We start from the raw sequence: 23,054 nt of genomic DNA on the forward strand, positions 1-23,054 counted from the left end.
TTTAACTATGGAATATAGTAGCTATATCCCTCGGTTTTCTGTCTTGTGAGACAGAACCTCAGTCTTCGTCAGCTAGCGCTGACTCTTATCTATGCTTTAACTATGGAATATAGTAGCTATATCCTTCGGTTTTCTGTCTTGTGAGACAGAACCTCAGTCTTCGTCAGCTAGCGCTGACTCTTATCTATGCTTCATTTACGCTTCATTCATGCTTGAATCTAACCTAGAACCAACTTAAATCACATTTGATTTATGCATAAGTTTCAGGAAAACTATAGGAATATGGAACGCAAGGTATTGCGTTCCCACATATTCAAAAAATAAGCTTTGGAGTTAACATCTCTTTAGTGATGAACACTTAAATTTGCAGTATGAAAGCAGAAAGCACCGAAGAGATTTTAGGAGAAACAGTCAAATCAATACCATTTGACGCCAAAAAAACAGTTTACCCGATTCTATTTGCTGTTTGTTGCGGTCACTTTCTGAATGATCTGATGCAGGCAGTACTTCCGGCTTCTTATCCGCTGTTAAAAGATTCTTATCACTTGAGTTACACCCAAATCGGCTTTATTACGTTTGCTTTTCAAATAACATCTTCTCTTTTGCAACCCGTAGTCGGTACTTTCACAGATAAGAAGCCGCAACCTTATTCTTTCACGGCGGGAATGATCTTTGCCTTTTCCGGGCTGATCACTTTATCATTTGCATCGAACTTCATTACCATTCTTTTGGCGGCCTGCCTGATAGGGATCGGATCTTCTATTTTTCACCCGGAAGCTTCGCGAGTGGCTTATTATGCTTCGGGAGGAAGAAGAGGATTTGCCCAATCGATTTTCCAACTGGGAGGAAACGGCGGAAGCGCCATCGGTCCTTTGCTGATTGCATTCATTGCTATTCCCTTTGGTCAATATACAATTGCTTTTTTTGCACTTTTCGCTGTCCTGGGAGGCTTTATTCTATTTAAGGTCAGCAACTGGTATAAGAGCTATCTTTCACACAGTTCTTTCAAGAAAAACGCTTACAACGAGGAGCCACTGGGTTTATCACAATCGCGAATCATCATCTCAATCATCATCCTGCTGCTATTGATTTTCTCCAAATACTTCTTCACGGCCAGTATTTCGAACTATTATGTCTTTTACCTGGAGGAGAAATTCAGCCTTTCTGAAACGGCTGCTCAAATGCACCTGTTTTTATATTTAATGGCATTTACCCTCGGAACATTGTTTGGCGGTCCGCTTGGCGATCGTTTCGGGAGGAAAAAGATTATCTGGTTCTCTATTTTAGGTGCCGCGCCGTTTTCACTTGCCTTACCTTATATTGACAGCTTATTTTGGACGAGTGTGTGCATTGTATTTGCAGGAGCTATTTTAGCCTCTGCTTTTTCGTCTATTTTAGTGTATGCCCAGGAACTTTTACCCGGAAGAATCGGAATGGTCTCCGGGTTATTTTACGGATTTGCCTTCGGGATGGGCGGACTTGGCTCAGCCATTTTAGGAGGGATTATTGACAAAACAAGTGTGACCTATGTTTATCATTTGTGTTCCTATCTGCCTTTGATCGGAATGGTGACGGTGTTTTTGCCGAATATTAAGAAGAGAAGAGCAAAGAAATGATTAATTAGTAATTATCAATGTTATAAGAAGAGTTAGTTCCTGATAATTAAACCATTAATGATTTATCATTTCTTAGCGGGTGCCTGATAAAACTCCTTTAAATAGGCAGGTTCGAAATAGGCTACATCTTCAAACTCCTGCTTCAAAAACTTCTGGTAAGCAATCGCTATTTGTCCTTTAGCCGAAGGTTCCAGGTCCAAATCAAACTCAATATTGCGGTTTGCCCAAAGTTCCTGCATCTTATCTGCGCCATCTCCAAAACAAACAAAGGGTTCAAAATCCAGGTAGGAATTTTCATCCAACACATCTGCACTTAGGGGTTTCAAAATCTCTGCTTCAAAATTGGTGATCAAAGAAAACACTTCCATTCTTCTCGCATCGATCATGGGACAAAGGTTCGAAAAAGGATATACAATCCGTGCCACTTCGGCCAAAGACTGAAGCGTATCAACCGCAATCAGCGGAATATTCAAGGCATAACATAATCCTTTGGCAGTTGAAACTCCGATTCTCAACCCGGTATAAGATCCCGGACCTGCGGAAACAGAAACTGCCGTTAAATTTTGAGTGGTAATTCCCTGTAAGTCCAGCACTTTCTGAACAAGAACAGTGAGCTGTTCCCCATGAGAATATCCCTCATCTTTGAATTCCTGAAGCTGGATTATTTCTCCATTTAAAGACAATGCAACAGAACATACTTTAGTTGCAGTTTCAATATGTAAAATCGTCGTCATTTTTTCAGTTTGGAAAAGCACGACAGATATCATGCTTCATGTGCAATAAAGTACCGATCGTTTTAAATTTATTTCGTTTCTGAACCCAGGTATAAGCTAAATCAACTGTTTCCTCTTTCATTTCCCCATCTATGGAATATTTCAAAACAACTTCATAAAAGTCCTCATACCCGGTTTTTCGTACGTAAGCATCTTTCATTCGAACCATCCTGGGAATATCATCGTCGCAACAACCGCAAAAGAGGTAAATGTATTTGTATTGAACAATGCATTCCATAGCCTTGTATGCATCCTGCTTACTCAAATATGCCAACTGATCTGCTTTAGCCGAAAAGCATCCGATCAGGAAGAAAAATAGGAATAACAATCCTTTCATTCGTTTATTTTTAGAGCAGAACTTCCAGTTTGAAACCGATACCGTGAATATTTGAAATTGCAATTTTAGGATCCATCACAAAGTATTTTCTCAGTTTAGTGATAAATACATCCATGCTTCTGCCTGCAAAATAATCATCCTGTCCCCAAACAGCAGTTAAAATATTTTCTCTCGGAACTACCGAATTTTTGAACTTACAGAGGATCTTTAATACCATCGCTTCCTTTTTCGTGAGTGTTTTCTCGAACTCCGGGTGCTTCAGGGTAAAGTTCTCGGTATCGAACGTATACGATCCGATCTGTACCAATTTCAGTGGGGGTTCATCCTGAATATTAACCCGTTTCAGGAGTGCCTTTATTCGAACCGAAAGCTCATCAAAAGAGAAGGGTTTGGTCAGATAATCATCTCCGCCTGCATTGAATCCTGCGATCTTATCCTCCGTCATTGCTTTTGCGGTAAGGAAAAGGATCGGGACATCCTGATTCATAGTCCGGATCTCACGTGCCAGGGTAAAACCATCTTTTTTCGGCATCATTACGTCAAAAATACAGAGGTGAAATTCATCTTCAGAAAAGCGCATATGGCCATCCATTCCGTTTGTACAAAGTACCACCTGGTAGCCTTCCGATTTTAACTGATCCGAAATTACAAATCCCAAATTGGCATCATCTTCAACCAATAATATTTTAGCCTTCGCTTTCATTCTAAAATGATTGTTTTTGTGAAGATAGTAAGAAATCGTTTCGGGTTAAATTATCTCTAAAAAATAGAATGGAAGCTGCTAAAAAAAGATAAGAGCTCAAGACGGGCGTCCTAAGCTCTTATCACACTAATCAACCTAACCTACTACTACTACAGCAAAGATAAGCCATTATACCGTTGGTTTTTCACTTTTCGGAAAGACATGCAAAAAAGAACAAATAAAGGATTTAAAGAATGCTTTAAACGAATGTATATTCCTTACGTTAAATAATTCACTGATCTGTCATTTAGTTCTACATTTGAACCGATTAATCAACAGATACGATCGATTAAATAATTATTACCTGGGTACATTACCAAGTTAAGATTCCAATAAAGACAACTTTTTTTGACGAAAAAAAATTCTTTTTTCATGTTGAATGGATAAAATGATTGATGAACGGATTTTTTAACAACTCCCGATCAAAACACTTCACCCAAGCCTCTTTTTTACTATCCCGTTTTAGTTAAAGCAATTAAATTCACGAATCTCAAGCCTACTTAAAATACTTTCTTACCTTTGAAAGTATCTAGAACTCACGAAGAAATGGATAAAATTTTAATAGTTGACGATGAAGAAGATATCCGGGAAATCCTTGGGTATAACTTAAAGAAAGAAGGCTTTAAAGTGTTCCTGGCGGAAAACGGTCAAACCGGCATTCGTCTGTGCAAAGAAGAGAAACCCGATCTGGTGATTTTAGATGTCATGATGCCCGGTATGGATGGTATTGAAGTTTGCGAGCAAATTAGAAATACGCCAGGCCTGGAGAATGTGCTCATTTGTTTTTTAACGGCCAGAAATGAAGATTACAGTCAAATTGCCGGATTAGATGCCGGTGCTGATGATTACATTTCCAAACCGATCAAACCAAGAGTACTGATAAGCAGAGTTCACGCCTTATTGAGGCGAAAAGAAGCTGTTCAGACAAAACCTGCCGGAACTCCCGATCTTGTTATTAACCGCGAAAAATACCTGGTTATTAAAAACGGGGAAACCCTGCATTTGCCTAAGAAGGAATTTGAACTGTTAGCATTACTTGCTTCCAGGCCGGAGGTTGTTTTCGAAAGAGATGTCATCCTGGAACGCGTATGGGGTACCGACATCATAGTAGGCGACCGCACAATTGATGTGCATGTTCGGAAACTAAGAGAGAAAATCGGCGACGATTATATCCAGACAGTAAAAGGAATCGGTTATAGATTCAGAGGAGATAAATAACGGAATCATATTAAAGAGAAATTGTAAGGTCGGAAAAATTTCGGAGTAAGTCAGGTGACTCTGAAAAGAGTCCTTAAGAACTTAACGTGGAATAATTTGGCACGCAGATTTCGCAGACTCCGACAAGGTCGGAGCGCAGATTGCAACTTACTGACTGCCTCTTTTTGCGCAAAATTCCTTAACCTTTTGATATACCTGAAAAAGCGAGTGTCCGCCGTGGCGGACACTAAAACCTAATGCATCTGTGGCAGAAAATAAGACTGGGTGATCCCGATAGCCACCGGGAGCGATTAATTCCCAAAATTTCTGTCCTTACTTTAAATTCCTAATTCGATTTGAAAGATTGCCCCGAATCTTCCCGACTCCGTTTTTGCACGTAAATCACCCGTAAGCTGGTACAATAGGTTACCCTGAACTTTCACCCGGTGACCGTAAAGGTATTTGGTAACTCCAAGTTGAAACTCCTGGTTCTTTTTCAGGTTTATCCCTGGAAAAGCAGGGTCATTATATACAGAAGAGAATGGTGTAATTTCCGCATACCTCAGTGCAATTTCCCAATTAGATTTAAACAGGTAACTGACCTGCTGCAAAAAGCCGTTTCCGGCATAAATCGGCTGAAGGCTTAAACTATCCGAAGTATATGTAATCGGATTGGAGCAATCACGCTGCATAAACTCACTGTAAAGCGCAAATCCTTTGTACTTGAACAATAAATCCAGCGATATGGTCGTCATATCTGTTTTGGTATACAAATCACGTCCCAATTGTCCTCCGGCACGTACAGCATCATCATTAAAATTGTACGACGCACCAATGGATAATTTGGGTTTCTGTTCACGTTCCAAATCACCTTCCTGGTAATCATTTTTATCCGTAAAAGATCCAAAAGGCAAAGCTTCAATTCTTCCTGTATAACTTAATCCGCTGTTTGAATTGCTGCTGTTTCTCCCCTCCCCGGAAGTAAGCGCACCAAGAACAGCAAAATACTTACTCTTATACGCACCAAAGAATCCGAAATCACGATCAATGGTGAAAGTTGCATTCACAATGGAACGGTCTGCGAACTGCTGATCTCCGGATGAAATAACTCGCTGCCTGTTTCCCGGAAGCTTTGTTTGCCCGAAACCGAATTTCAAATTTCTAAACGGTTCATAATAGATAACAGCATCACGAACAATATTTACACTTGTATTTACCGTGGATTCCTGGGTCATATCCCAATCCATATCACCCCGTGAAAATGCCAGCTGAAGTTTATAAGTCAGTTTAGGACTATATACAAATCCCTCCATTTTCAAGCGGAGTCTCCGTACACGGAACTCATAGGATCCTGCAGACAAATCATCATCGCTTCGTGTCAGCATTGCCGCACGGTTCTGCATACGAAACTGAAGACGCATTGAAAAAAGAGAATCCTTTCCCACAAACTCAATTCCTTTTTGCGGTTTGGTTAAGATCGAAAGGTCAATCTTTTTTTGTGAAAAGATCCAATTACTGATTAATAATGTACTTAAAAATAGAAAATGCTTCATGCCAAATGAGTTCATTAATGTATTCTTACTGTTAGTTGGGTTTTTAATTCCGAAAGAACAGTTTTGATATTTTTTTGGCAAAACTAATGGCTTCACACTGAATTAATGTATAACAAACGATAGTTTAATCGTTTGATAACATTTTTAATATTTACTTAACATTGAGCCCTGTTTTGTGAACTTTATCGCTTTGAATTCACTGTTTAATTCCCGTTTCTTCTCTTTCAAAAAACCCATTCTTAACATTGACTTAACATTAGGAATCCCATAATCACCTCAAACACTGGCACTTTACATAAAACACCTTCTATAATCGCCTGCAAGCGTCCAACTTTACCATTTCGTTAACATTTGTATTCTTCGAAACATCCTCGATAAACTAGAATTACATTTGCGCCATCAATATTAAGATTTAAAAAAATGGGAATTTTAAAGTTTTTTTTACCAAAAGACAAAGTGTTTTACTCTTTATTTGAAGAGGCTTCTCAAAACCTGGAAGCAATTGCAGGTAAGCTGGTATTATGTGTAAACGAATCCGATTATAATAAGAGAGCAACCATTATCAAAGAAATGGAAGACCTGGAGCATCAGAATGATGACTTAACACACAAGATCTTTGTTGAATTGGGTAGAAATTTCATTACTCCCTTTGACCGGGAAGATATCCATGCCCTGGCTACTTCATTAGATGATATCGCAGATTATATTTATGCTTCTGCGAAGAAAATCAACTTCTATAAGGTTGATCCGAACGATTCCGGAATTTTGAAAATGGCCGATGCCATTCACGATGCCGTTTTAGCAGTTAATGCAGCCGTTAAAGAACTTCGCAATTTGAAAAACACGCAAAAAATCGTTGAGTGTGTGATTAAGATCAACTATGTTGAAAATCAGGCGGATGATATTTTCGATCTAAGTATCGAAAAACTATTCGATTCGGATATTGATGCGAAAAGCCTGATCAAAAAACGCGAGATCTACCAGATTATGGAAGTTGCAACGGACAAATGTGAAGATGCAGGAAACGTGATCGAATCAATCGTTGTAAAATACGCTTAATACTAATTGGTAAACCAATAAGATATGTTCTCATTATTAATTGCCATCATCATTCTTGCCTTATTATTTGATTTGGTAAACGGTTTCCATGATGCTGCAAACTCTATCGCAACAGTTGTTTCCACCAAAGTATTAACGCCATTCCAGGCGGTTGTATGGGCTGCTGTTTTCAACGTTGTTGCTTTTTGGGTATTCGACATGAGCGTTGGAAATACTGTTGCAAAAACAGTAGACAACAGTGCAATTGACTTATACGTAATCCTTTCGGGACTGATCGCTGCAATGATCTGGAATTTATTGACCTGGTGGTTAGGAATTCCTTCCTCCTCTTCCCATACCTTGATCGGTGGGTTTGCGGGTGCTGCAGTTGCACATGCAGGTTTTGATGTAATTGCTTCTGCAGAAATCATTAAGGTTACTTTATTCATCATCCTGGCCCCGATCATCGGGGGTGTAATTGCTTTTGTAATTGCATTGATAACCGTCAGCAGAAGCTTTGGGAAAAAGATGGTCTCTATCCTAATCCTGTCTACGTTCACTTATTTCATCATGCATTACATGGTTGAATACCTGGATGTCAAACCGGTAATGATGTATATCGTTATGGGAATGATCGTTATTTTCATTCTGACTTACACCTGGTACCAACTCGTACACGGAAAGCGCCAAACTGCCCTGAAAGAATCAAACATGTACAAGAAACTTCAATTGCTTTCTTCTGCAGCTTTCTCTTTAGGACATGGTGGTGCGGATTCTCAAAAAGTAATGGGGATTATTTGTGCGGCGTTAATGGTATTCGCTAATTCACAGCGCAATGACCAGGGACAGATTACAGGAAATATTCCCAAAATGTTCCAGATCTCTGAAGTATTTCAAATTGAGTTTAATGATAAATACGGCAGAAAAGAAAAATTCAAGCCGGAATATACCAAAAACATTGATTCTCTGAAAATTGAAAAAGAAGATCACATTTTGATCTATACCAAAGGAGATGATATTTACGATGCGAAAACACATGATCTGATCTTCAAGGGAAAAACCCTTAACAAAGACTACATGGAAGCCAGCATCTTCAGTAAATATGTTGATAAGGAAGGAGAAATTCGCAAGGGACACAAAATCAAAGCGAAAGTGAATTCCGAAACGATGCCCGGTTGGATTGCATTCTCCTGTTACCTGATGATTGGTTTGGGAACCATGATGGGTGGATGGAAAATCGTTAAAACCATGGGGACGAAAATTACCAAAGTGACTCCGCTTGAAGGTGTTTGTGCCGAAACAGCCGGTGCCCTGACTTTGTTTACCGTTTCCAACTTAGGAATTCCGGTTTCTACAACTCACACCATTACGGGCTCCATCATTGGAGTCGGAGCAACGAAACGTTTAAGTGCTGTGCGCTGGGGTGTAACGATCAACCTGCTTTGGGCATGGATCTTAACGATTCCTGTTTCAGGTCTGCTTGCAGCCGGAATCTACTACCTTACGAAGTTATTTCATTAAGATCATATCATTTACGACTCAAAACTCTCACCTTTCCGGGTGGGAGTTTTTTGTTTTTATGCGTTTTGCATAATCAGGAGATCCTACGCAGCGAACTGCGCTAACGCTTGTTCAGATCGAAAGCTATGCTTTCTCCTATTTAAATTATATTTGCAGAAACACAAGAACAATGACACTCAAAGAAACTATTTCGGCAGTTGAAACTTTTCATAAGGCATTCAATATTTCCAATAATTACGAACCTACAGCAGAATTGTCCGAAGCTGATATTACACTTCGCTATAACCTGATGAAGGAAGAGAATGAGGAGTACCTGGAAGCGGCAAAAAAAGGAGATTTGGTTGAGATTGCAGATGCTTTGGGAGATCAATTGTATATTTTGTGCGGAACAATCTTAAAGCATGGGTTACAGGATAAAATTGCAGAAGTCTTTGCAGAGATTCAGCGTTCAAACATGAGTAAGCTGGATGCCAACGGAAATCCTATTTACCGTGAAGACGGAAAAGTATTGAAATCAGAATTGTATTTCAAACCAAACATTCTTTCCGTCCTGGAGAAATAATATGCAGCGCTTTAATATCCGGGTTTACGGTATTTGCATCAATGAAAGACAGGAACTCCTGCTTTCAAACGAGTCATACAGGGATCTGAGTTTTACCAAGTTTCCGGGTGGCGGACTGGAATTCGGAGAAGGAATGACCGATTGCCTGAAGCGCGAATTCATGGAAGAATTTAACCTGGAAATTGAAGTGGGTGAATTGTTTTATCTAACCGACTTTTTCCAGGTCTCGGCGTTCTCCGAAAACGACCAGGTGGTTTCTGTCTATTACCGGATCAAAGCAGATCAGGATTCGCTGGACCAACTAATGAATCATCAAGCAGGTGAAGAAGAACTTCACTGGGTGAAGCTTTCCGAACTAACTGAAGAGTTGCTTACTTTCCCGATTGATAAGGTTGTAGTGCAAAAACTGGTGAGTGAGAGCAATTAGTGAATTGTATTTGGAATAATCCTCAATGTGAAATAACGAGATTTATTTGTAAACAAGTTAGTAAACTGGTTTACAGTTATGTCTAATCTCAGGATACTCTATTCTCAATTAGTGAGAAATCCATTCTCCAAAAAAAAAACAGGAACCCTTTTGGAGCTCCTGTTCTATTATCTTTTTGAAAATCTTATTTAAATACCACATTGAATTCAACCCGTCTGTTTACGGCCTGACCTTCCAGTGTTTCATTTGTCGTTTTCGGCTGAGTTTCACCGTAACCTTTAGCAGTGATCCGTTCAACTTCAACACCCTTGGAAACCAAATAAGATACTACAGTCTGCGCTCTTGCTTCTGATAGCAACAAGTTGTTAGCTTCATCACCAATATTGTCCGTGTGACCTGAAATATTCAAACGATAATCCGGATTTTGCTTCATTACACGAACCACATCATCCAACACCGGGAGAGATGTTTTCAATAACGTACTTTTTGCAGTTTCGAACTGAACTCCTTTCAATGCTTTTGTCATGACTTCCTGAACCTCTTTGGCAACCACCGGACAACCTCTGTTTGAAGCCAATCCCGGAGTTTGAGGACAAATATCATCGATATCAGCTACACCGTCCTTGTCAGTGTCCGGACAACCATTCGTAGCATATGCACCTGCAGCATCCGGACAAGCGTCATAAGCATCCGCAATTCCGTCAGCATCTCTGTCCTTAATTGCAGCCCCTTTAGAGTTTACAAAACTTCCCGCAGGCGTATTTGGTTCTTCATCCAATGCATTCGCAACCCCATCCTTATCGTCGTCACGCGATTGTTCTTTTAAAGCTGCAATTTCAGCTTTCATTTCGTTCAATTCTTTCGGATCGGCAGCAGCAGCTCCATAGACAGTTGGAGTCCAATCAGCATGTGTTTTATGTTTACCTAAGTAATAAGAAACACCAACACTTAAATTCAGCATATAGCCATCAATTGGTCCATTTCCGTTTTTCGCCTGCATATCAAAGCGGTTGTTTTGACGTGCGTGAAAGATAAATGCAAGATCACCATTCAAAGACCATCTTTCATTTAGCTTCAACTGCGGAGTTACCCCGAAAGTGAAATTGATCATGCCGTCTGCGCGTTTAGACAGTGATTCCGTATTTGCAATTCTCGGATTGTTGTCTGACCATAAGCTTGAGAATCCGAAACCACCGTGAACCAAAAGTCCTATGCGTGGCATCACCTGTGGGAAATGAAGGATATCACCTGCATTCACAACACCTTCAAGTGACGTTCTTACATAATAACTGTTGTAAGGTTTATCAATAAAGTCGAGGAAATCATAATTCACTCCCAATCGGATTCCTACACGATTGGTAAACATATATCTTCCGTTAATACCAAAATGATGAATTTGATAAAGACGGGTCATAGCTCTGGTTGGAGCCATACCATCATGCGCACCGATAGATGCACCCAGCGACCATTTGTTCATGCTCTTCACATCGTTTTGAGCACTTAATACAAAAGGTAAAAAAATGAATATTAAATGATAAATTTTCATGGCAGGATTATTTTTGTACTTAATTTATGCAAATATAAACAAAAAGCACCCTTAAACCGATCAAAGCAGAGCGTTCTGATTTTTTCTTCACATTTTATATATCCAAGCAACTGAAAAGTAATTGGTTAATATTGATTAAAGAAACGGAGAAGTCAGCTGCATTTATAGTTATAATAATTTGCGAGAGCCAAAAAGATGCATATTAAAAATATAAGTATCTTTGCCCCTACTGAAACTCATGCTATAACTAATCTGTAGGCTTTTTGCCAAGCGTAAACTCTGAATAGGGTTTAATTAAATTAGTTTAATGAAAAAAGTTGCATTAATTACCTGGATTACAAGGCGGAACAGTTCTTTTCCGGCCGAATTTCTTATAAATAAAGGTTGTGAGTTTCATGGGATAATCCGTGGAGTTTTGTATTTTAACAGCAGTAGAATTGAGCATTTGCATCTCTTAACAACAAATCAATTTGTTCAACCAATAATAACGTGTTAAAAGAAATGATGTATCAAAAAATACAAAATAAGAAAGTATTAGTAACCGGGGGAGCTGGTTTTATTGGCTCCAATTTGTGTGAGGATCTTTTAAAGTTCAACAATGAAGTAGTTTGTCTTGACAACTTTTCAACGGGTTACCGAAACAACATTATCCCATTTCTTGCTAACCCTAATTTCCACCTTATAGATGGAGACATCCGTAATTTTGTTGATTGTCAAACAGCAGTTCAAGATGTAGACATTGTATTACATCAGGCGGCCTTAGGATCAGTTCCAAGGTCTTTGAATGATCCGGCGACCACCAATGAGGTCAATATTACCGGTTTTTTGAATATGCTGATAGCCGCAAGAGATGCAAAAGTCAAACGGTTTATATATGCCGCCAGTTCTTCTACCTATGGAGATTCGGAAAGTCTACCTAAAGTAGAGGACATAATTGGCAAACCACTTTCCCCTTACGCGGTGACTAAATATGTAAACGAATTGTATGCGCATGTCTTTGGGCTTAATTACGGCTTGGAAATTATTGGTTTAAGATATTTCAATGTTTTCGGTCGAAGACAATCACCTGACGGTGCATATGCTGCGGTGATTCCTAAATTTGTAGATCAGTTTATGAGGCATGAGTCTCCCGTAATTAATGGTAACGGAACCTATTCACGTGATTTCACCTACATAGATAACGTGATCCAGATGAATCATTTGGCCGCTACTACTGAAAATAAATCGGTTATTGGTCAGGTATTCAATACAGCGGTCGGAGAGCGGACTACATTGTTGGAAGTGACACAGCTGATCCAACATTATCTGTGTGAATTTGATCCTAAAATTGCGGAAGTAGAAATCCTTCACGGTCCCAATCGCGTAGGTGATATCCCCCACTCCCTCGCAAGTGTTGAAAAAGCAAAGAAAATGCTGAATTACAAACCAACACATCACTTAGAGGAAGGATTGAAAGAAGCTATGGAGTGGTATATTGAATTCAACGAAAGGTAAAAGCACCATTGAAAACATTAAATAAAATACGAAAAAGTAAAGATGGGAAAGCATTACTTGGCAACTTCATCTCTCTTTCCCTATTACAATTCATCGGTTATTTTTCGCCTCTAATTACCTTTCCGTACTTAGCGAGAGTTATTGGTGTTGATGGATTTGGCAAATTGGCATTTGCCAGCTCTGTGGTAGTTTATTTCGATACATTTGCGGATTTTGGATTCAACTATACTGCCGTACGAGATATTGCAAAGAAAAGAGATGATATTCAAGAAGTTTCCAGGATATTTTCAATAGTAATGACGGCAAAATTTCTCTTGTTTTTATTTTCTATTCTAATTTTTGCCATTCTCATTTATTCTGTCCCGGCTTTTTATGAAAACAGATTGCTTTTTTGGATTTCTTTCATGTCAATTCCCGGACGAATTTTGTTCCCGGACTGGCTTTTTCAGGCCTTTGAAAAAATGAAGTACATTACCATAATGAACCTTGTTTCAAAACTTCTGTTTATTTCCTTAATTTTTGTAGTTATAAAAAATGAAGACGATTATATCTACCAACCTCTTTTAGTTCTTTCAGGGAATTTGGTGAGTGGGATAATTTCAATTTATTTTATACGTAAAATGTTCAAAATTAAATATACTTTTCCAGCAATAGCAGATGTATTCAAAAGCATTAAAGAAGGAAAGGATATGTTTATCAGTATTTTCCTTCCAAATTTATACACTAATTTCTCGGTTACATTATTAGGTTTCTATGGTGGTAATTTTGTAACGGGAATTTATTCTAGCGGAAAAAAGTTTATTGACATGGCGGAACAAGTACTAGGAGTATTATCAAGAACATTTTTTCCATTTTTATCCAGAAGAATAGATAAACATGATACCTATGTGAAAATAGGCGCTTCAATTAGTATTTTCTTTGGAGTAGTTCTTTTTTTGGGTGCCGATCTATTGGTAAAGATATTTTATACCGATCAGTTTTCAGACTCTTCAAATATCATCCGAATTATGTCGGTTGCTCCATTCTTTTTGTTTCTGATGAACACCTATGGCACAAATTATTTGGTAATAATGAAAAAAGAAAAAATATTGAGAAACATTATTATTTACTGTTCTTTAGGTGGTTTTGCACTTGCATGGTTTGCTGTTACTAACTTTAGTTATATCGGAGTTGCAATAACAATTACTACGGTTTGGGGAGTTCGAGGGTTGCTAACCTGGCATTATGCCATGAAAATTAAGAAGGCACAATGAAAATATTGATCACAGGCGATTTAGTGGTATCAAAAAATTATGATGCAACAAAATTAATAGACCAAGAAGTCATTTCTTTGTTTAGATCTTCCGATTATAATGTTGTAAATCTTGAAGCTCCAATCACCACCAGTCAATCCAAAATCAATAAAACAGGTCCGCATTTAAAATCTAATGGCAGCGGTACAAAAGATGTATTATCCGGTTTAAAAATTGACCTGGCCACTTTGGCAAATAATCACATCCTTGATTATGATGAACAAGGAGTTAAGGAAACCCTGTCTTTTTGTAAGGACAATCATATTTCTACTGTTGGAGCAGGGACAAATAAGCTTGATGCAGCTAAAACTCATTATATTGATACTCCAAGAGGTAAAATCGGGATAGTCAACATAGCCGAAAACGAATGGGCATCTGCCACAGAATTAACTGCAGGAGCAAACGGTATGAACTTAATCGATGACGTTCATAGCATTCAAGAAACAAAGAAAAAATGTGACTTTGTGTTTGTAATCGTTCATGGTGGTCATGAATATTATAATCTTCCCAGCCCCCGAATGCAAAAACAATATCGCTTTTATATAGATAACGGAGCGGATTTGGTTATAGGACATCATACACACTGCATTAGTGGTATGGAAGTTTATAATAATAAAGAAATCTACTATAGCTTGGGAAATTTCTTATTTACCAAACCCTCTGAATTCAAAGATTGGTATACCGGTATAATTTTACAGGTTGAGATTTCAGAGCAGAAAGAAATACAAACAAAGCCAATTTTTGTAACTCAATCAAAAGAAGACTTTTCGCTCTCAATTATTAAGGATCCGGAACACGATGAGATTCATGACAGATTTATTGAATATTCCAATATTATCAGAATTGAAACCAGTTTGAATAAATCTTGGGAAAATTACATTCATGAAAAGCAAATTCAATATGAGTATTATTGGTCTCCTTTGAGTTTTATTAAGAACAAATACCTAAAGTCTGCATTATCAAAAATAGGATTTAATAAAAAACAGACCCAAAAAGGCAGAACACTTTTCTTAAACTTATTGCGTTGTGAAGCTCATGCAGATTTATCCAAGGAGGTACTAAAGAACAATTTGTCCAAATGAAGCTAGCCATACATCATAGACCTAATAGTTTTTCGGATCGCTGGATTGCTTATTGCGAAGAAAACAATATTTCTTATAAGCTTGTAAATTGCTATAAAAATGACATAATCCAACAGGTAAATGAATGCAATGCACTGTTATGGCATCACCATCACGGTGATTTTAAAGATGTAATTACAGCTAAAAAAATCTTGTTCTCACTAGAACACGCCGGAATAAAGGTTTTCCCGGACTTTAAAACCTCCTGGCACTTTGATGATAAAGTAGCTCAAAAGTACCTGCTTGAAGCTATCGCTGCACCACTTGTTCCTAGTTTTGTTTTTTATGATAAACAGGAAGCATTGGATTGGGCTGAGAAAACCTGTTATCCTAAAGTTTTTAAGCTAAAAGGTGGTGCAGGATCTGCGAATGTTAAATTGATCCGGTCAAGATCACAATGCTTCAAGCTTATCCATAAAGCTTTTGGAAAAGGGTTTAGGCAATTCGATTCCTGGGAACATTTGAAAGAAGTATATTCAAAATACAAGTCAAAAAAAGCGTCGTTTAAAAACGTATTGGGTGGTATTTATCGAATTGTCGTGTCAAAGGAATTTGCACATCAGATGCCCAGAGAAAAAGGCTACGTTTATTTCCAAGAGTTTATTCCAAACAACGATTCTGATATTCGAATCATTGTTATTGGCAACAAAGCTTTCGCATTGAAAAGAATGGTTCGAAAAGACGATTTCAGAGCATCCGGAAGTGGCCGGATAATCTATGAAAAGAACCAGATTGATGAACGTTGTGTACAAATAGCTTTTGAAACCAACAACAAAATAAATGCTCAAAGCATTGCCTATGATTTTGTATTTGACGAAAAAAAACAACCATTAATTGTAGAAATAAGTTATGGATTTTCAGTAGCTGCTTACGATCAATGTGAAGGTTATTGGGATAATGAACTAAATTGGTTTGAAGGGAAGTTTAACCCACAAGAGTGGATGATAGAAGAAGTGTTAAGATGAAAATAAATCTTCAAAAAATAAATTACTTCTATATCGCTTTTGTCATTTTATGGCTACCGATTAATCTTGCTTTTTTGAATATCGATGGAAAAGGAAGAATTCCAGCTATTATCACAACTTTAGTGTTAATATTAAACACCTTACACGACAATCAGTTTTATAAAAAGCACTTCCTGGCTCGCCCTTTTTATTTATGGTTAATCTGGATAATTTACAACGGCATTAATCTGTTGATTAAAGGATTTAATCATGAAACATCGCTAGGACTTTACATTATTACGACCTTGTTTATTCCTTATTTGTCTATGATTATTTCCTACAAAGAAATACAGCGGGACAAAACTAAGTTTTTGAATTTCACAGTTGTGATTTTGGTGATTTTTTCATTGTTGTCGGTAACTGTTTTAGGAAAAGGAGAGCTTACAGATTCAGACGCAAATCTTGAAGTTCAGAGAGTTTCCGGAAAACTGGGAAATATTGGACCTTTGATTTCTTTATTCATTCTTTTTTTCCTGAGTCTTCTATATATTATCAAAAAGAAGCGCCTCGAAACACTTATTATTTTTACCATTTACATTATTGGAGTAGTTGCGCTTTCCGGGACTAGAAAAGCAATTGGTGCAGTAATGTTGATACTTCTGGCAAGTTATCTTGCAAAAATAAAATTCACTTTTAAAAATATCCTCGCCACCATATTTATTAGCCTTGTTCTATCATTTGGGTACAACTACGTAATGGAAAACACCGCATTGGGAGTGCGCTTCGAAAAAGGAATTGCAGATGGTCAAAAAGCGAATACCTCCAATATAGAAGCCTTAAATTTTCTGGGGGATAGGGCATTCTTTTACATTGATGGATGGATGATTTTTACAGAAAATCCTCTAAGTGGTATTGGTCTTGAAAATTACACGAGTGTTTCAAAGAATAATTACCGCTTGCATACAGAGTATATTGTACAACTCACAGAGACCGGGCTTATCGGAACGTCGCTATTTTTCCTGTTCAATTTTAGTATAGGCAAACGATTAATTTCAACATGGAAAAAATATAAAAACAGACGTTCTGAAGTTTGGGGACTTTCGGGTGGCTTTTTGGCAATTTTATTTTTAGGATTAACGGCATGGACTTATTCTTTCCCTCATTATTTCATTGTATTTGGTGTGATAATTGGTTTCCTGGAAACAATAAGACGGGAAGAGGAAAGAAATGAAATTTTGTATTAATGAATGAATTTGTAAAGCAAGATCTAAAAAGATATGGTGTTTCATCCATCAGAGATGGAAGAAAATATCCTGGTTTTCATTTTATGTATCATTACAGGAAAGCCTCATGCAAATCAAAATATTCAATTAGGGGTGCTTACCATCGATGGAAATTGATTAAGTTACGTTACAAGTACGGGTTTCAAATATCACTTGGCACAAAAATCGGAAAAGGATTTTACATTGGTCATTTTGGAACTATTGTAATCAATGGTGCCTCTGAAATCGGCGAAAACTGCAACATTGCTCATTTAGTTACAATTGGACAGGCAAATAGAGGTAAATACAAGGGAGCACCTAAAATCGGTAATAAAGTATACATCGGTACGGGAGCAGTAATTGTTGGTCAAATTACAATCGGGGATAATGTTTTAATTGCGCCAAACACCTATGTTAATAGAGATATTCCAAATAATTCAATCTGTCAGGGAAATCCTATGAATATAATATCGAAAGACAATGCTACCGAAGGCTATATCAATAATTATTAGTAACTGCTTCTAAATGGAAAAGAAGAAAAAAATAATTGTCTGGACAAAAGGGATTGATGATCTGATACATGACAAAGGAATGGTCGGAGGCTTAACAATTCAAATGTATTTTTGGTCTTTAACTTTTATTGAAAATGGTTGGAATGTTTATTCATTTTCTGATGTCAAAAAAGATACGCTTCAAGATATCCGGTTTTTAAAGTTTCCAAGAATAAGAACAATCGGAATAGTTTTAGAATGGTTTATGAGTTTTTATTACCTGGCAATAACAAGACCAGATATTGTGATTATAAGAGGGGCGCGCAGAGAATTATTTTTCCTGGGGTTCTACCAAAAAATATTCAGATACAAATTATCATTTTTTGGAGCTAGCGACAGTGATTTTGAGATTGGGAAGGAATTAATTTCCGTGTCTAAAATAAATGTGAGTTTATATAGAAAAGGAGTTAGGAAATGTAAACACTTTGTTGTCCAAAATGAAGAACAACAAAAATTATTAAGTGACCATTATAATAAAAACTCATTAGTCATTAAGAATATTTGGTGCAAAAACAAGATTAATTCAAACACAAATGATCATGCAGAAAAATACGACGCAATATGGGTTGGAAACTTTAGGAAGTTAAAAAGACCTGAATATTTTATAAACCTGGCTAAGAAAAATCCTGAAAAGAAATTTGCTATGATTGGAGGTTGTATAGATGTTAATCTATACGATTCAATCAATATCGAATGTCAAAAAATGGACAATATTAATTTTCTTGGGACTGTCTCCTTTAATGAGATAATGAATTATTTTTCAAATGCTAAATTATTAATTTGTTCATCTGAAATTGAAGGTTTCCCAAACACATTTATCCAGGCTTTTTCTGCAGGTGTTCCCATTATATCAACTTTTGACCCAAGTAAGATTATTCAGGAAAACAACTTAGGTTATATTGTTGAAAATGAAGATGAGCTAAACCATAAGTTTAATCAATTGCTCTCAGATAAGGATGAGTATTTCAGTATCCAAGAGAATTGTTTGAATTTTTTTCAATCAAATTTCGACGCAAAACATAGCTTAAATAAATTTTTAGACTTTTTAGAACGTGAAAAATAAAATATTAATATTAACTCCACCTTTAGATTTGTTACATGGTGTCTCTTTACATTACACCGGTTTACAAAGTGATTGGAAAGAGAATGTCGTCTATTTTGAAACCTTTAAAAATAAAAACAAGACAATATTGAATCCAATGCTTTATGGCTTCAATTTATTAAAGTTCATTTTTAAACTAGTTTTTTTCAAGCCCGATATTACCGTAATCAATGTATCTTTAAAAAAGGGCTTTTTTTCAAAAAACAAATACCTAGCGATCATCAAATATTTATCCAGTTCAAAAAGAATAACTTTCATTCATGGGTGGGATGTAGAATCTGAGAATTTACTGACAGAAAATAAAGGACAATATTTATTGAAAAATTCTGACTCTTTAATTGTACTTGCCAAAGAGTTCAAAACAAAACTTATTCGTTGTGGATATAAAAATGAAATCTTCATATCCACAACGAAAGTAGATAAGGATTTACTGCGTGGCTTTGAAATAAATAGAAGCAGATTCAACATAAGAACATTTCTATTCGTTTCGAGAATAGAAAAGTATAAAGGGATTTATGAGGCAATTGAACTATTTGTTGAACTAAAAAAAGATGACAATAATATTAGATTGCTAATTGTAGGAGATGGTGGTGAACTTAATAACGTTAAAACTTACATCAATGATAATAATTATAAGGACATCTTTTTCTTTGGAAGATTATCAGGTGATCAACTCGCTCAAAAATATTACGAATCGGATTTATTATTGTTTCCTTCGTATAGTGAGGGTATTCCGGCAGTAATTCTTGAAGCGATGTCGTTTGGGATTATAATAGCAACTACTCCGGTTGGTGGAATAGTAGATTTTTTTGATGAAAACATGGGGATATTTCTCGACAAGGAGAATCACATTTCTAATATAGCTCATATCAAGACAATTATGAAAGATGAACATAAGATTAACTATATTTCAAATTATAATTTTAACTATTCCAGAACTAATTTTATATCCTCAAAAGTTGCTGGAAACTTAGAAGATTTTTTTAATAAGCATAAGAATGACTGAAATAGTTTTTATAGTTCAATCAATTACGCAACCTCGTTGTATAAAAAGAATAGAAGCTTTTATTAATGCTGGTTATAGCGTTAAGGTCTATGGTTTTCAAACTGGATTATACACGGAAAATTTAGATAATATTACTTTTCCAATCGAAAAAATTATTACGCGAAACAAAAAAGATTCAAGGTTAAAAAAAGTCTTTTTTTTCTATAATCAAATACGTGAAATACTAAAACAAAATAAAAAAAGTGTTTTTTACTTTTTTGGTTTCGAAATAGGTGCAATTGCAAGTATAATAGGTTGTTCTAATTTCATCTACGAAGAAGCCGATGTTTCCGCTTCCAGATTTAAGAATAGTATTTTACGCAATACCCTATTGAATCTGGATAGAAGAATTATACGGAAATCTATTTGTACCATTTTAACATCTGAGGGATTCGTAAGCTATCTTTTTAAAGAAAATCCTCCAAATAACATCTTCATACAGGCAAACAAACTGGATGTGTTTTTTGAAAAAACCGACAGACAAAAAATACCTGGAAAAAAAATAGATATCAATAATCTCAAATTTGGTTTTATTGGTTTAATCAGATATCCAAACACAATTGTACGTTTTGCAAGAGTTGTCGGTTCCAATTATAAGAATCATGAATTTCATTTTTTTGGAGATCTGGAAAATGAGAACTTCATTGATAAAAATGAGTTTAAAAAATATACAAATGTATTTTTTCATGGTTCTTTTAAAAATCCAACGGATCTGGAAAAGATTTATGAAACCGTTGACGTGAATATCGTATGTTATGACACTTCCTCAGGAAATGTAAAAATCGCAGAACCGAATAAACTTTATGAATCAATATTTTTCAAGACTCCAATAGTTGTTAGTAAAGAAACATTTTTATCAACTAAAGTGGAAAAGTTCCAAATCGGAGTTGGAATAGACGCTTCTAATGATCACAGTATAATCAATTTTATAGATTCTTTATCAGAACAACAATTAAAATCATATATCGATAAAATGGAGCTTATTCCCACAATGAGTTTAATTGATAATAATAAGGAGTTATTTGATTTTGTTAATCCCAGATTAAATCGGATGTTCAATGATTAAACAATTTCAATCCCTGAAGTCCTACTGTGAGTCCCAAAACTTCGCAGGATGGGATCCGTATGACGGTTTAAACTCAAAAATATTTAAGGCACTGCCCTTAAAGAAATGGGATTTGGCTCGTTTGGTATGGATACAGGGTTTCAAACGCAGTCCGATCAATTTCAGAAAACTTTTCCTGGTTCCCAAACAACACAACGCCAAGGGTTTGGGTTTGTTTTTAAACGGTTATTGTAACCTGTATAAAATGGCAGAACTAGGAAACACTTCCTTTGGTACCAAGGAGGATATTTACAATAGAATCACGTATTTAGCCAACCTGTTGCTGGAAATGCAAAACACAAACTATTCAGGTGCTTGCTGGGGTTACAATTTTGATTGGCAGGCAAGACGTTTGTTTCTTTTTCCGGCTCATACACCAACTGTAGTTGCTACCACATTTTGCGCTTCTGCGCTCTTTGAAGCTTACGAAATCACCAAAGAGGAAAAATACCTCACCACAGCTTTGTCAGCTGCAAAATTTATTCTGAATGATTTGAACCGTACTCAAACAGAAGGTGGATTTATTTTATCCTACAGTCCACTTAAAGGAAACGACACCGTATACAATGCTTCTTTACTTGGAGCTAAAACGCTGAGCTATTGCTATCATTATACTCGAAACGAAGAATACAAAAACACAGCAGAACAAATCATTAAAGCAGCCTGTGACGGCCAATCAGAAGATGGTTCCTGGGTCTATGGTTTACTACCTGTGCAATCCTGGATCGACAGTTTTCATACAGGTTACAATCTAGACGCAATCGCACACTACCAAAAGTTCTGTAGTGATTATCAGTTTGAAGAAAATCTGGAACGCGGTTTTGATTTTTACATCAAAAACTTCTTCCTGGAAGATGGGACTCCAAAATATTACCATAATAAAACATATCCGATAGACATTCATTGTCCCGGTCAACTTTTTGTAACTTTGCACGCACTGCAATACTGGACCAAACATAGTGAACTTGCTGATCAAGTTGTAAAATGGACATTGGAGCATATGTTTGACAAAAAGGGATATTTCTATTATCAATTGAAAGAAGGAATAAGTTCAAAGATTCCATATATGCGTTGGAGCAATGCTTTTATGTTCAATGCGCTCTCTATTTACCTGCTAAACAATACAAAAGATGGAAAGTAGATTGGCCAATAATGTACGGTGTTTCGCTCCTACTTCACGAAAAGAATTAATGGAGTATGCTTTTAAACAGCGATCTATTTTAGTTGCCGTAAACGCAGAAAAAATTCTGCATGCTACAGATGAGTCACGAAGTATTATCAATCGAAATATTGGTTATCCCGACGGTATCGGTGCGGTTTGGGCCTTAAAGAAAAAGGGATGTGGGCAAGTAGTAAAAATACCAGGCTGTGAATTGTGGCTGGATATCGTAAAAGAATATTATTTAAGCAAAAGTTTTTACCTCCTGGGCGGAACAGATGAGGTTATCCAGGAAACAGTTGATCGTTTAAGGAAGGAATTTTCCGGAATTAATATTCTGAGTCATAGAAACGGTTATTTGTCTGATGACGAGCGGAAAGCTGTTTTATCAGATATTGCTGAGAAAAAGCCGGACATCGTCTTTGTTGCAATGGGATCACCTAAGCAGGAGCTGTTGATGGAGGAAATGTATCGTCATCACCCTGCCGTATACCAAGGTCTGGGAGGAAGTTTTGATGTATATACAGAGAAGGTGCAACGCGCTCCAAAATGGTGGGTGAAAAATAATCTGGAGTGGGCATACCGATTAATAAAACAACCTTCTCGTATCAAACGGCAAATTCATTTGGTCCGCTTTTTTATCTTACTTCAATTTAATCGACTTTGA

22 protein-coding genes are annotated in these 23,054 nt (G+C 36.7%); 17 read left to right on the forward strand and 5 right to left on the reverse strand.

Features of this window, described 5'->3' with window-relative positions; translation table 11 throughout:
- Positions 1-371 precede the first annotated feature (371 nt).
- Positions 372-1,616 (forward strand): MFS transporter, encoded by a 1,245-nt coding sequence (locus tag K0S23_RS13770; RefSeq protein ID WP_300358461.1) that lies wholly within the window; start codon positions 372-374, stop codon positions 1,614-1,616.
- A 65-nt stretch (positions 1,617-1,681) separates the two neighbouring features.
- On the opposite strand, the gene tsaB is transcribed toward K0S23_RS13770, so the two are convergent.
- Genes tsaB through K0S23_RS13785 form a run of 3 tightly spaced genes read right to left on the reverse strand, consistent with a single transcriptional unit; the run spans position 1,682 to position 3,429 of the window.
- On the reverse strand, positions 1,682-2,350 hold the full coding sequence (gene tsaB, locus K0S23_RS13775) for a tRNA (adenosine(37)-N6)-threonylcarbamoyltransferase complex dimerization subunit type 1 TsaB (RefSeq protein ID WP_300358463.1): 669 nt from the start codon (positions 2,348-2,350) through the stop codon (positions 1,682-1,684).
- Between the two features lie 4 nt (positions 2,351-2,354).
- Positions 2,355-2,726, reverse strand: coding sequence for a hypothetical protein (locus K0S23_RS13780; protein ID WP_300358466.1), 372 nt, complete (start codon positions 2,724-2,726; stop codon positions 2,355-2,357).
- 10 nt (positions 2,727-2,736) lie between these two features.
- Positions 2,737-3,429: a response regulator transcription factor gene (locus K0S23_RS13785; protein ID WP_300358468.1), complete on the reverse strand. Its 693-nt coding sequence runs from the start codon at positions 3,427-3,429 to the stop codon at positions 2,737-2,739.
- 585 nt (positions 3,430-4,014) lie between these two features.
- Here K0S23_RS13785 and K0S23_RS13790 point away from each other — a divergent pair.
- Positions 4,015-4,686 carry a response regulator transcription factor gene (locus K0S23_RS13790; RefSeq protein ID WP_300358470.1) on the forward strand — a complete coding sequence of 224 codons (672 nt, stop codon included), beginning with the start codon at positions 4,015-4,017 and terminating at the stop codon, positions 4,684-4,686.
- A 317-nt stretch (positions 4,687-5,003) separates the two neighbouring features.
- On the opposite strand, the gene K0S23_RS13795 is transcribed toward K0S23_RS13790, so the two are convergent.
- Positions 5,004-6,218 (reverse strand): porin, encoded by a 1,215-nt coding sequence (locus K0S23_RS13795; protein ID WP_300358472.1) that lies wholly within the window; start codon positions 6,216-6,218, stop codon positions 5,004-5,006.
- A 420-nt stretch (positions 6,219-6,638) separates the two neighbouring features.
- Between K0S23_RS13795 and K0S23_RS13800 the strand changes: the two genes are divergently transcribed.
- The 4 genes from K0S23_RS13800 (at position 6,639) to K0S23_RS13815 (ending at position 9,766) form a co-directional block, all read left to right on the forward strand.
- The gene (locus K0S23_RS13800) at positions 6,639-7,277 is read left to right on the forward strand and encodes a DUF47 family protein (RefSeq protein WP_300358474.1); all 639 of its coding nucleotides are present in this window, start codon (positions 6,639-6,641) and stop codon (positions 7,275-7,277) included.
- Positions 7,278-7,301: 24 nt separating this feature from the next.
- A complete protein-coding gene (locus K0S23_RS13805) occupies positions 7,302-8,777 on the forward strand; it encodes an inorganic phosphate transporter (RefSeq protein ID WP_300358476.1) in 1,476 nt (491 codons plus the stop codon).
- Positions 8,778-8,946: 169 nt separating this feature from the next.
- A complete protein-coding gene (locus K0S23_RS13810; protein ID WP_300358478.1) occupies positions 8,947-9,339 on the forward strand; it encodes a nucleoside triphosphate pyrophosphohydrolase family protein in 393 nt (130 codons plus the stop codon).
- 1 nt (position 9,340) lies between these two features.
- Positions 9,341-9,766: an NUDIX hydrolase gene (locus K0S23_RS13815; RefSeq protein ID WP_300358480.1), complete on the forward strand. Its 426-nt coding sequence runs from the start codon at positions 9,341-9,343 to the stop codon at positions 9,764-9,766.
- A 184-nt stretch (positions 9,767-9,950) separates the two neighbouring features.
- On the opposite strand, the gene K0S23_RS13820 is transcribed toward K0S23_RS13815, so the two are convergent.
- Positions 9,951-11,312 (reverse strand): OmpA family protein, encoded by a 1,362-nt coding sequence (locus tag K0S23_RS13820; RefSeq protein ID WP_300358482.1) that lies wholly within the window; start codon positions 11,310-11,312, stop codon positions 9,951-9,953.
- Between the two features lie 501 nt (positions 11,313-11,813).
- On the opposite strand from K0S23_RS13820, the gene K0S23_RS13825 reads away from it, so the two are divergent.
- From K0S23_RS13825 to K0S23_RS13875, 11 genes are read left to right on the forward strand one after another with little or no spacing between them, the layout of a single operon-like run.
- Positions 11,814-12,806, forward strand: coding sequence for an SDR family oxidoreductase (locus tag K0S23_RS13825; RefSeq protein ID WP_300358485.1), 993 nt, complete (start codon positions 11,814-11,816; stop codon positions 12,804-12,806).
- Between the two features lie 8 nt (positions 12,807-12,814).
- Positions 12,815-14,059, forward strand: coding sequence for a flippase (locus K0S23_RS13830; RefSeq protein ID WP_300358487.1), 1,245 nt, complete (start codon positions 12,815-12,817; stop codon positions 14,057-14,059).
- Positions 14,056-15,180, forward strand: coding sequence for a CapA family protein (locus K0S23_RS13835; RefSeq protein WP_300358490.1), 1,125 nt, complete (start codon positions 14,056-14,058; stop codon positions 15,178-15,180). The genes K0S23_RS13830 and K0S23_RS13835 overlap by 4 nt, the downstream gene beginning before the upstream one ends.
- The gene (locus tag K0S23_RS13840; RefSeq protein WP_300358492.1) at positions 15,177-16,184 is read left to right on the forward strand and encodes a hypothetical protein; all 1,008 of its coding nucleotides are present in this window, start codon (positions 15,177-15,179) and stop codon (positions 16,182-16,184) included. Before K0S23_RS13835 ends, K0S23_RS13840 begins: the two co-directional genes overlap by 4 nt.
- A complete protein-coding gene (locus K0S23_RS13845; protein ID WP_300358494.1) occupies positions 16,157-17,407 on the forward strand; it encodes an O-antigen ligase in 1,251 nt (416 codons plus the stop codon). The genes K0S23_RS13840 and K0S23_RS13845 overlap by 28 nt, the downstream gene beginning before the upstream one ends.
- On the forward strand, positions 17,407-17,937 hold the full coding sequence (locus tag K0S23_RS13850) for a serine acetyltransferase (RefSeq protein ID WP_300358495.1): 531 nt from the start codon (positions 17,407-17,409) through the stop codon (positions 17,935-17,937). The genes K0S23_RS13845 and K0S23_RS13850 overlap by 1 nt, the downstream gene beginning before the upstream one ends.
- A gap of 13 nt (positions 17,938-17,950) precedes the next feature.
- Positions 17,951-19,039 (forward strand): glycosyltransferase, encoded by a 1,089-nt coding sequence (locus K0S23_RS13855; protein ID WP_300358496.1) that lies wholly within the window; start codon positions 17,951-17,953, stop codon positions 19,037-19,039.
- Positions 19,029-20,084 (forward strand): glycosyltransferase family 4 protein, encoded by a 1,056-nt coding sequence (locus tag K0S23_RS13860; RefSeq protein ID WP_300358498.1) that lies wholly within the window; start codon positions 19,029-19,031, stop codon positions 20,082-20,084. Before K0S23_RS13855 ends, K0S23_RS13860 begins: the two co-directional genes overlap by 11 nt.
- Positions 20,077-21,189, forward strand: coding sequence for a hypothetical protein (locus tag K0S23_RS13865; RefSeq protein ID WP_300358499.1), 1,113 nt, complete (start codon positions 20,077-20,079; stop codon positions 21,187-21,189). The genes K0S23_RS13860 and K0S23_RS13865 overlap by 8 nt, the downstream gene beginning before the upstream one ends.
- Complete coding sequence (locus K0S23_RS13870; protein ID WP_300358501.1) at positions 21,182-22,369, forward strand: delta-aminolevulinic acid dehydratase; 1,188 nt, start codon at positions 21,182-21,184, stop codon at positions 22,367-22,369. Before K0S23_RS13865 ends, K0S23_RS13870 begins: the two co-directional genes overlap by 8 nt.
- Positions 22,359-23,054, forward strand: a complete 696-nt coding sequence (locus tag K0S23_RS13875) for a WecB/TagA/CpsF family glycosyltransferase (protein ID WP_300358504.1) — start codon at positions 22,359-22,361, stop codon at positions 23,052-23,054. Before K0S23_RS13870 ends, K0S23_RS13875 begins: the two co-directional genes overlap by 11 nt.

Source organism: Fluviicola sp. (assembly GCF_029266855.1).
In the GTDB taxonomy this organism is placed as follows: Bacteria; Bacteroidota; Bacteroidia; order Flavobacteriales_D; family Crocinitomicaceae; genus Fluviicola.

What these genes read in the sequence shown, in the direction of transcription:
- K0S23_RS13770 (WP_300358461.1), top strand. Translation starts at nt 372, where the DNA reads ATGAAAGCAGAAAGCACCGAAGAGATTTTAGGAGAAACAGTCAAATCA.
- tsaB (WP_300358463.1), bottom strand. Translation starts at nt 2,350, where the DNA reads ATGACGACGATTTTACATATTGAAACTGCAACTAAAGTATGTTCTGTT.
- K0S23_RS13780 (WP_300358466.1), bottom strand. Translation starts at nt 2,726, where the DNA reads ATGAAAGGATTGTTATTCCTATTTTTCTTCCTGATCGGATGCTTTTCG.
- K0S23_RS13785 (WP_300358468.1), bottom strand. Translation starts at nt 3,429, where the DNA reads ATGAAAGCGAAGGCTAAAATATTATTGGTTGAAGATGATGCCAATTTG.
- K0S23_RS13790 (WP_300358470.1), top strand. Translation starts at nt 4,015, where the DNA reads ATGGATAAAATTTTAATAGTTGACGATGAAGAAGATATCCGGGAAATC.
- K0S23_RS13795 (WP_300358472.1), bottom strand. Translation starts at nt 6,218, where the DNA reads ATGAAGCATTTTCTATTTTTAAGTACATTATTAATCAGTAATTGGATC.
- K0S23_RS13800 (WP_300358474.1), top strand. Translation starts at nt 6,639, where the DNA reads ATGGGAATTTTAAAGTTTTTTTTACCAAAAGACAAAGTGTTTTACTCT.
- K0S23_RS13805 (WP_300358476.1), top strand. Translation starts at nt 7,302, where the DNA reads ATGTTCTCATTATTAATTGCCATCATCATTCTTGCCTTATTATTTGAT.
- K0S23_RS13810 (WP_300358478.1), top strand. Translation starts at nt 8,947, where the DNA reads ATGACACTCAAAGAAACTATTTCGGCAGTTGAAACTTTTCATAAGGCA.
- K0S23_RS13815 (WP_300358480.1), top strand. Translation starts at nt 9,341, where the DNA reads ATGCAGCGCTTTAATATCCGGGTTTACGGTATTTGCATCAATGAAAGA.
- K0S23_RS13820 (WP_300358482.1), bottom strand. Translation starts at nt 11,312, where the DNA reads ATGAAAATTTATCATTTAATATTCATTTTTTTACCTTTTGTATTAAGT.
- K0S23_RS13825 (WP_300358485.1), top strand. Translation starts at nt 11,814, where the DNA reads ATGATGTATCAAAAAATACAAAATAAGAAAGTATTAGTAACCGGGGGA.
- K0S23_RS13835 (WP_300358490.1), top strand. Translation starts at nt 14,056, where the DNA reads ATGAAAATATTGATCACAGGCGATTTAGTGGTATCAAAAAATTATGAT.
- K0S23_RS13840 (WP_300358492.1), top strand. Translation starts at nt 15,177, where the DNA reads ATGAAGCTAGCCATACATCATAGACCTAATAGTTTTTCGGATCGCTGG.
- K0S23_RS13850 (WP_300358495.1), top strand. Translation starts at nt 17,407, where the DNA reads ATGAATGAATTTGTAAAGCAAGATCTAAAAAGATATGGTGTTTCATCC.
- K0S23_RS13855 (WP_300358496.1), top strand. Translation starts at nt 17,951, where the DNA reads ATGGAAAAGAAGAAAAAAATAATTGTCTGGACAAAAGGGATTGATGAT.
- K0S23_RS13865 (WP_300358499.1), top strand. Translation starts at nt 20,077, where the DNA reads ATGACTGAAATAGTTTTTATAGTTCAATCAATTACGCAACCTCGTTGT.
- K0S23_RS13870 (WP_300358501.1), top strand. Translation starts at nt 21,182, where the DNA reads ATGATTAAACAATTTCAATCCCTGAAGTCCTACTGTGAGTCCCAAAAC.
- K0S23_RS13875 (WP_300358504.1), top strand. Translation starts at nt 22,359, where the DNA reads ATGGAAAGTAGATTGGCCAATAATGTACGGTGTTTCGCTCCTACTTCA.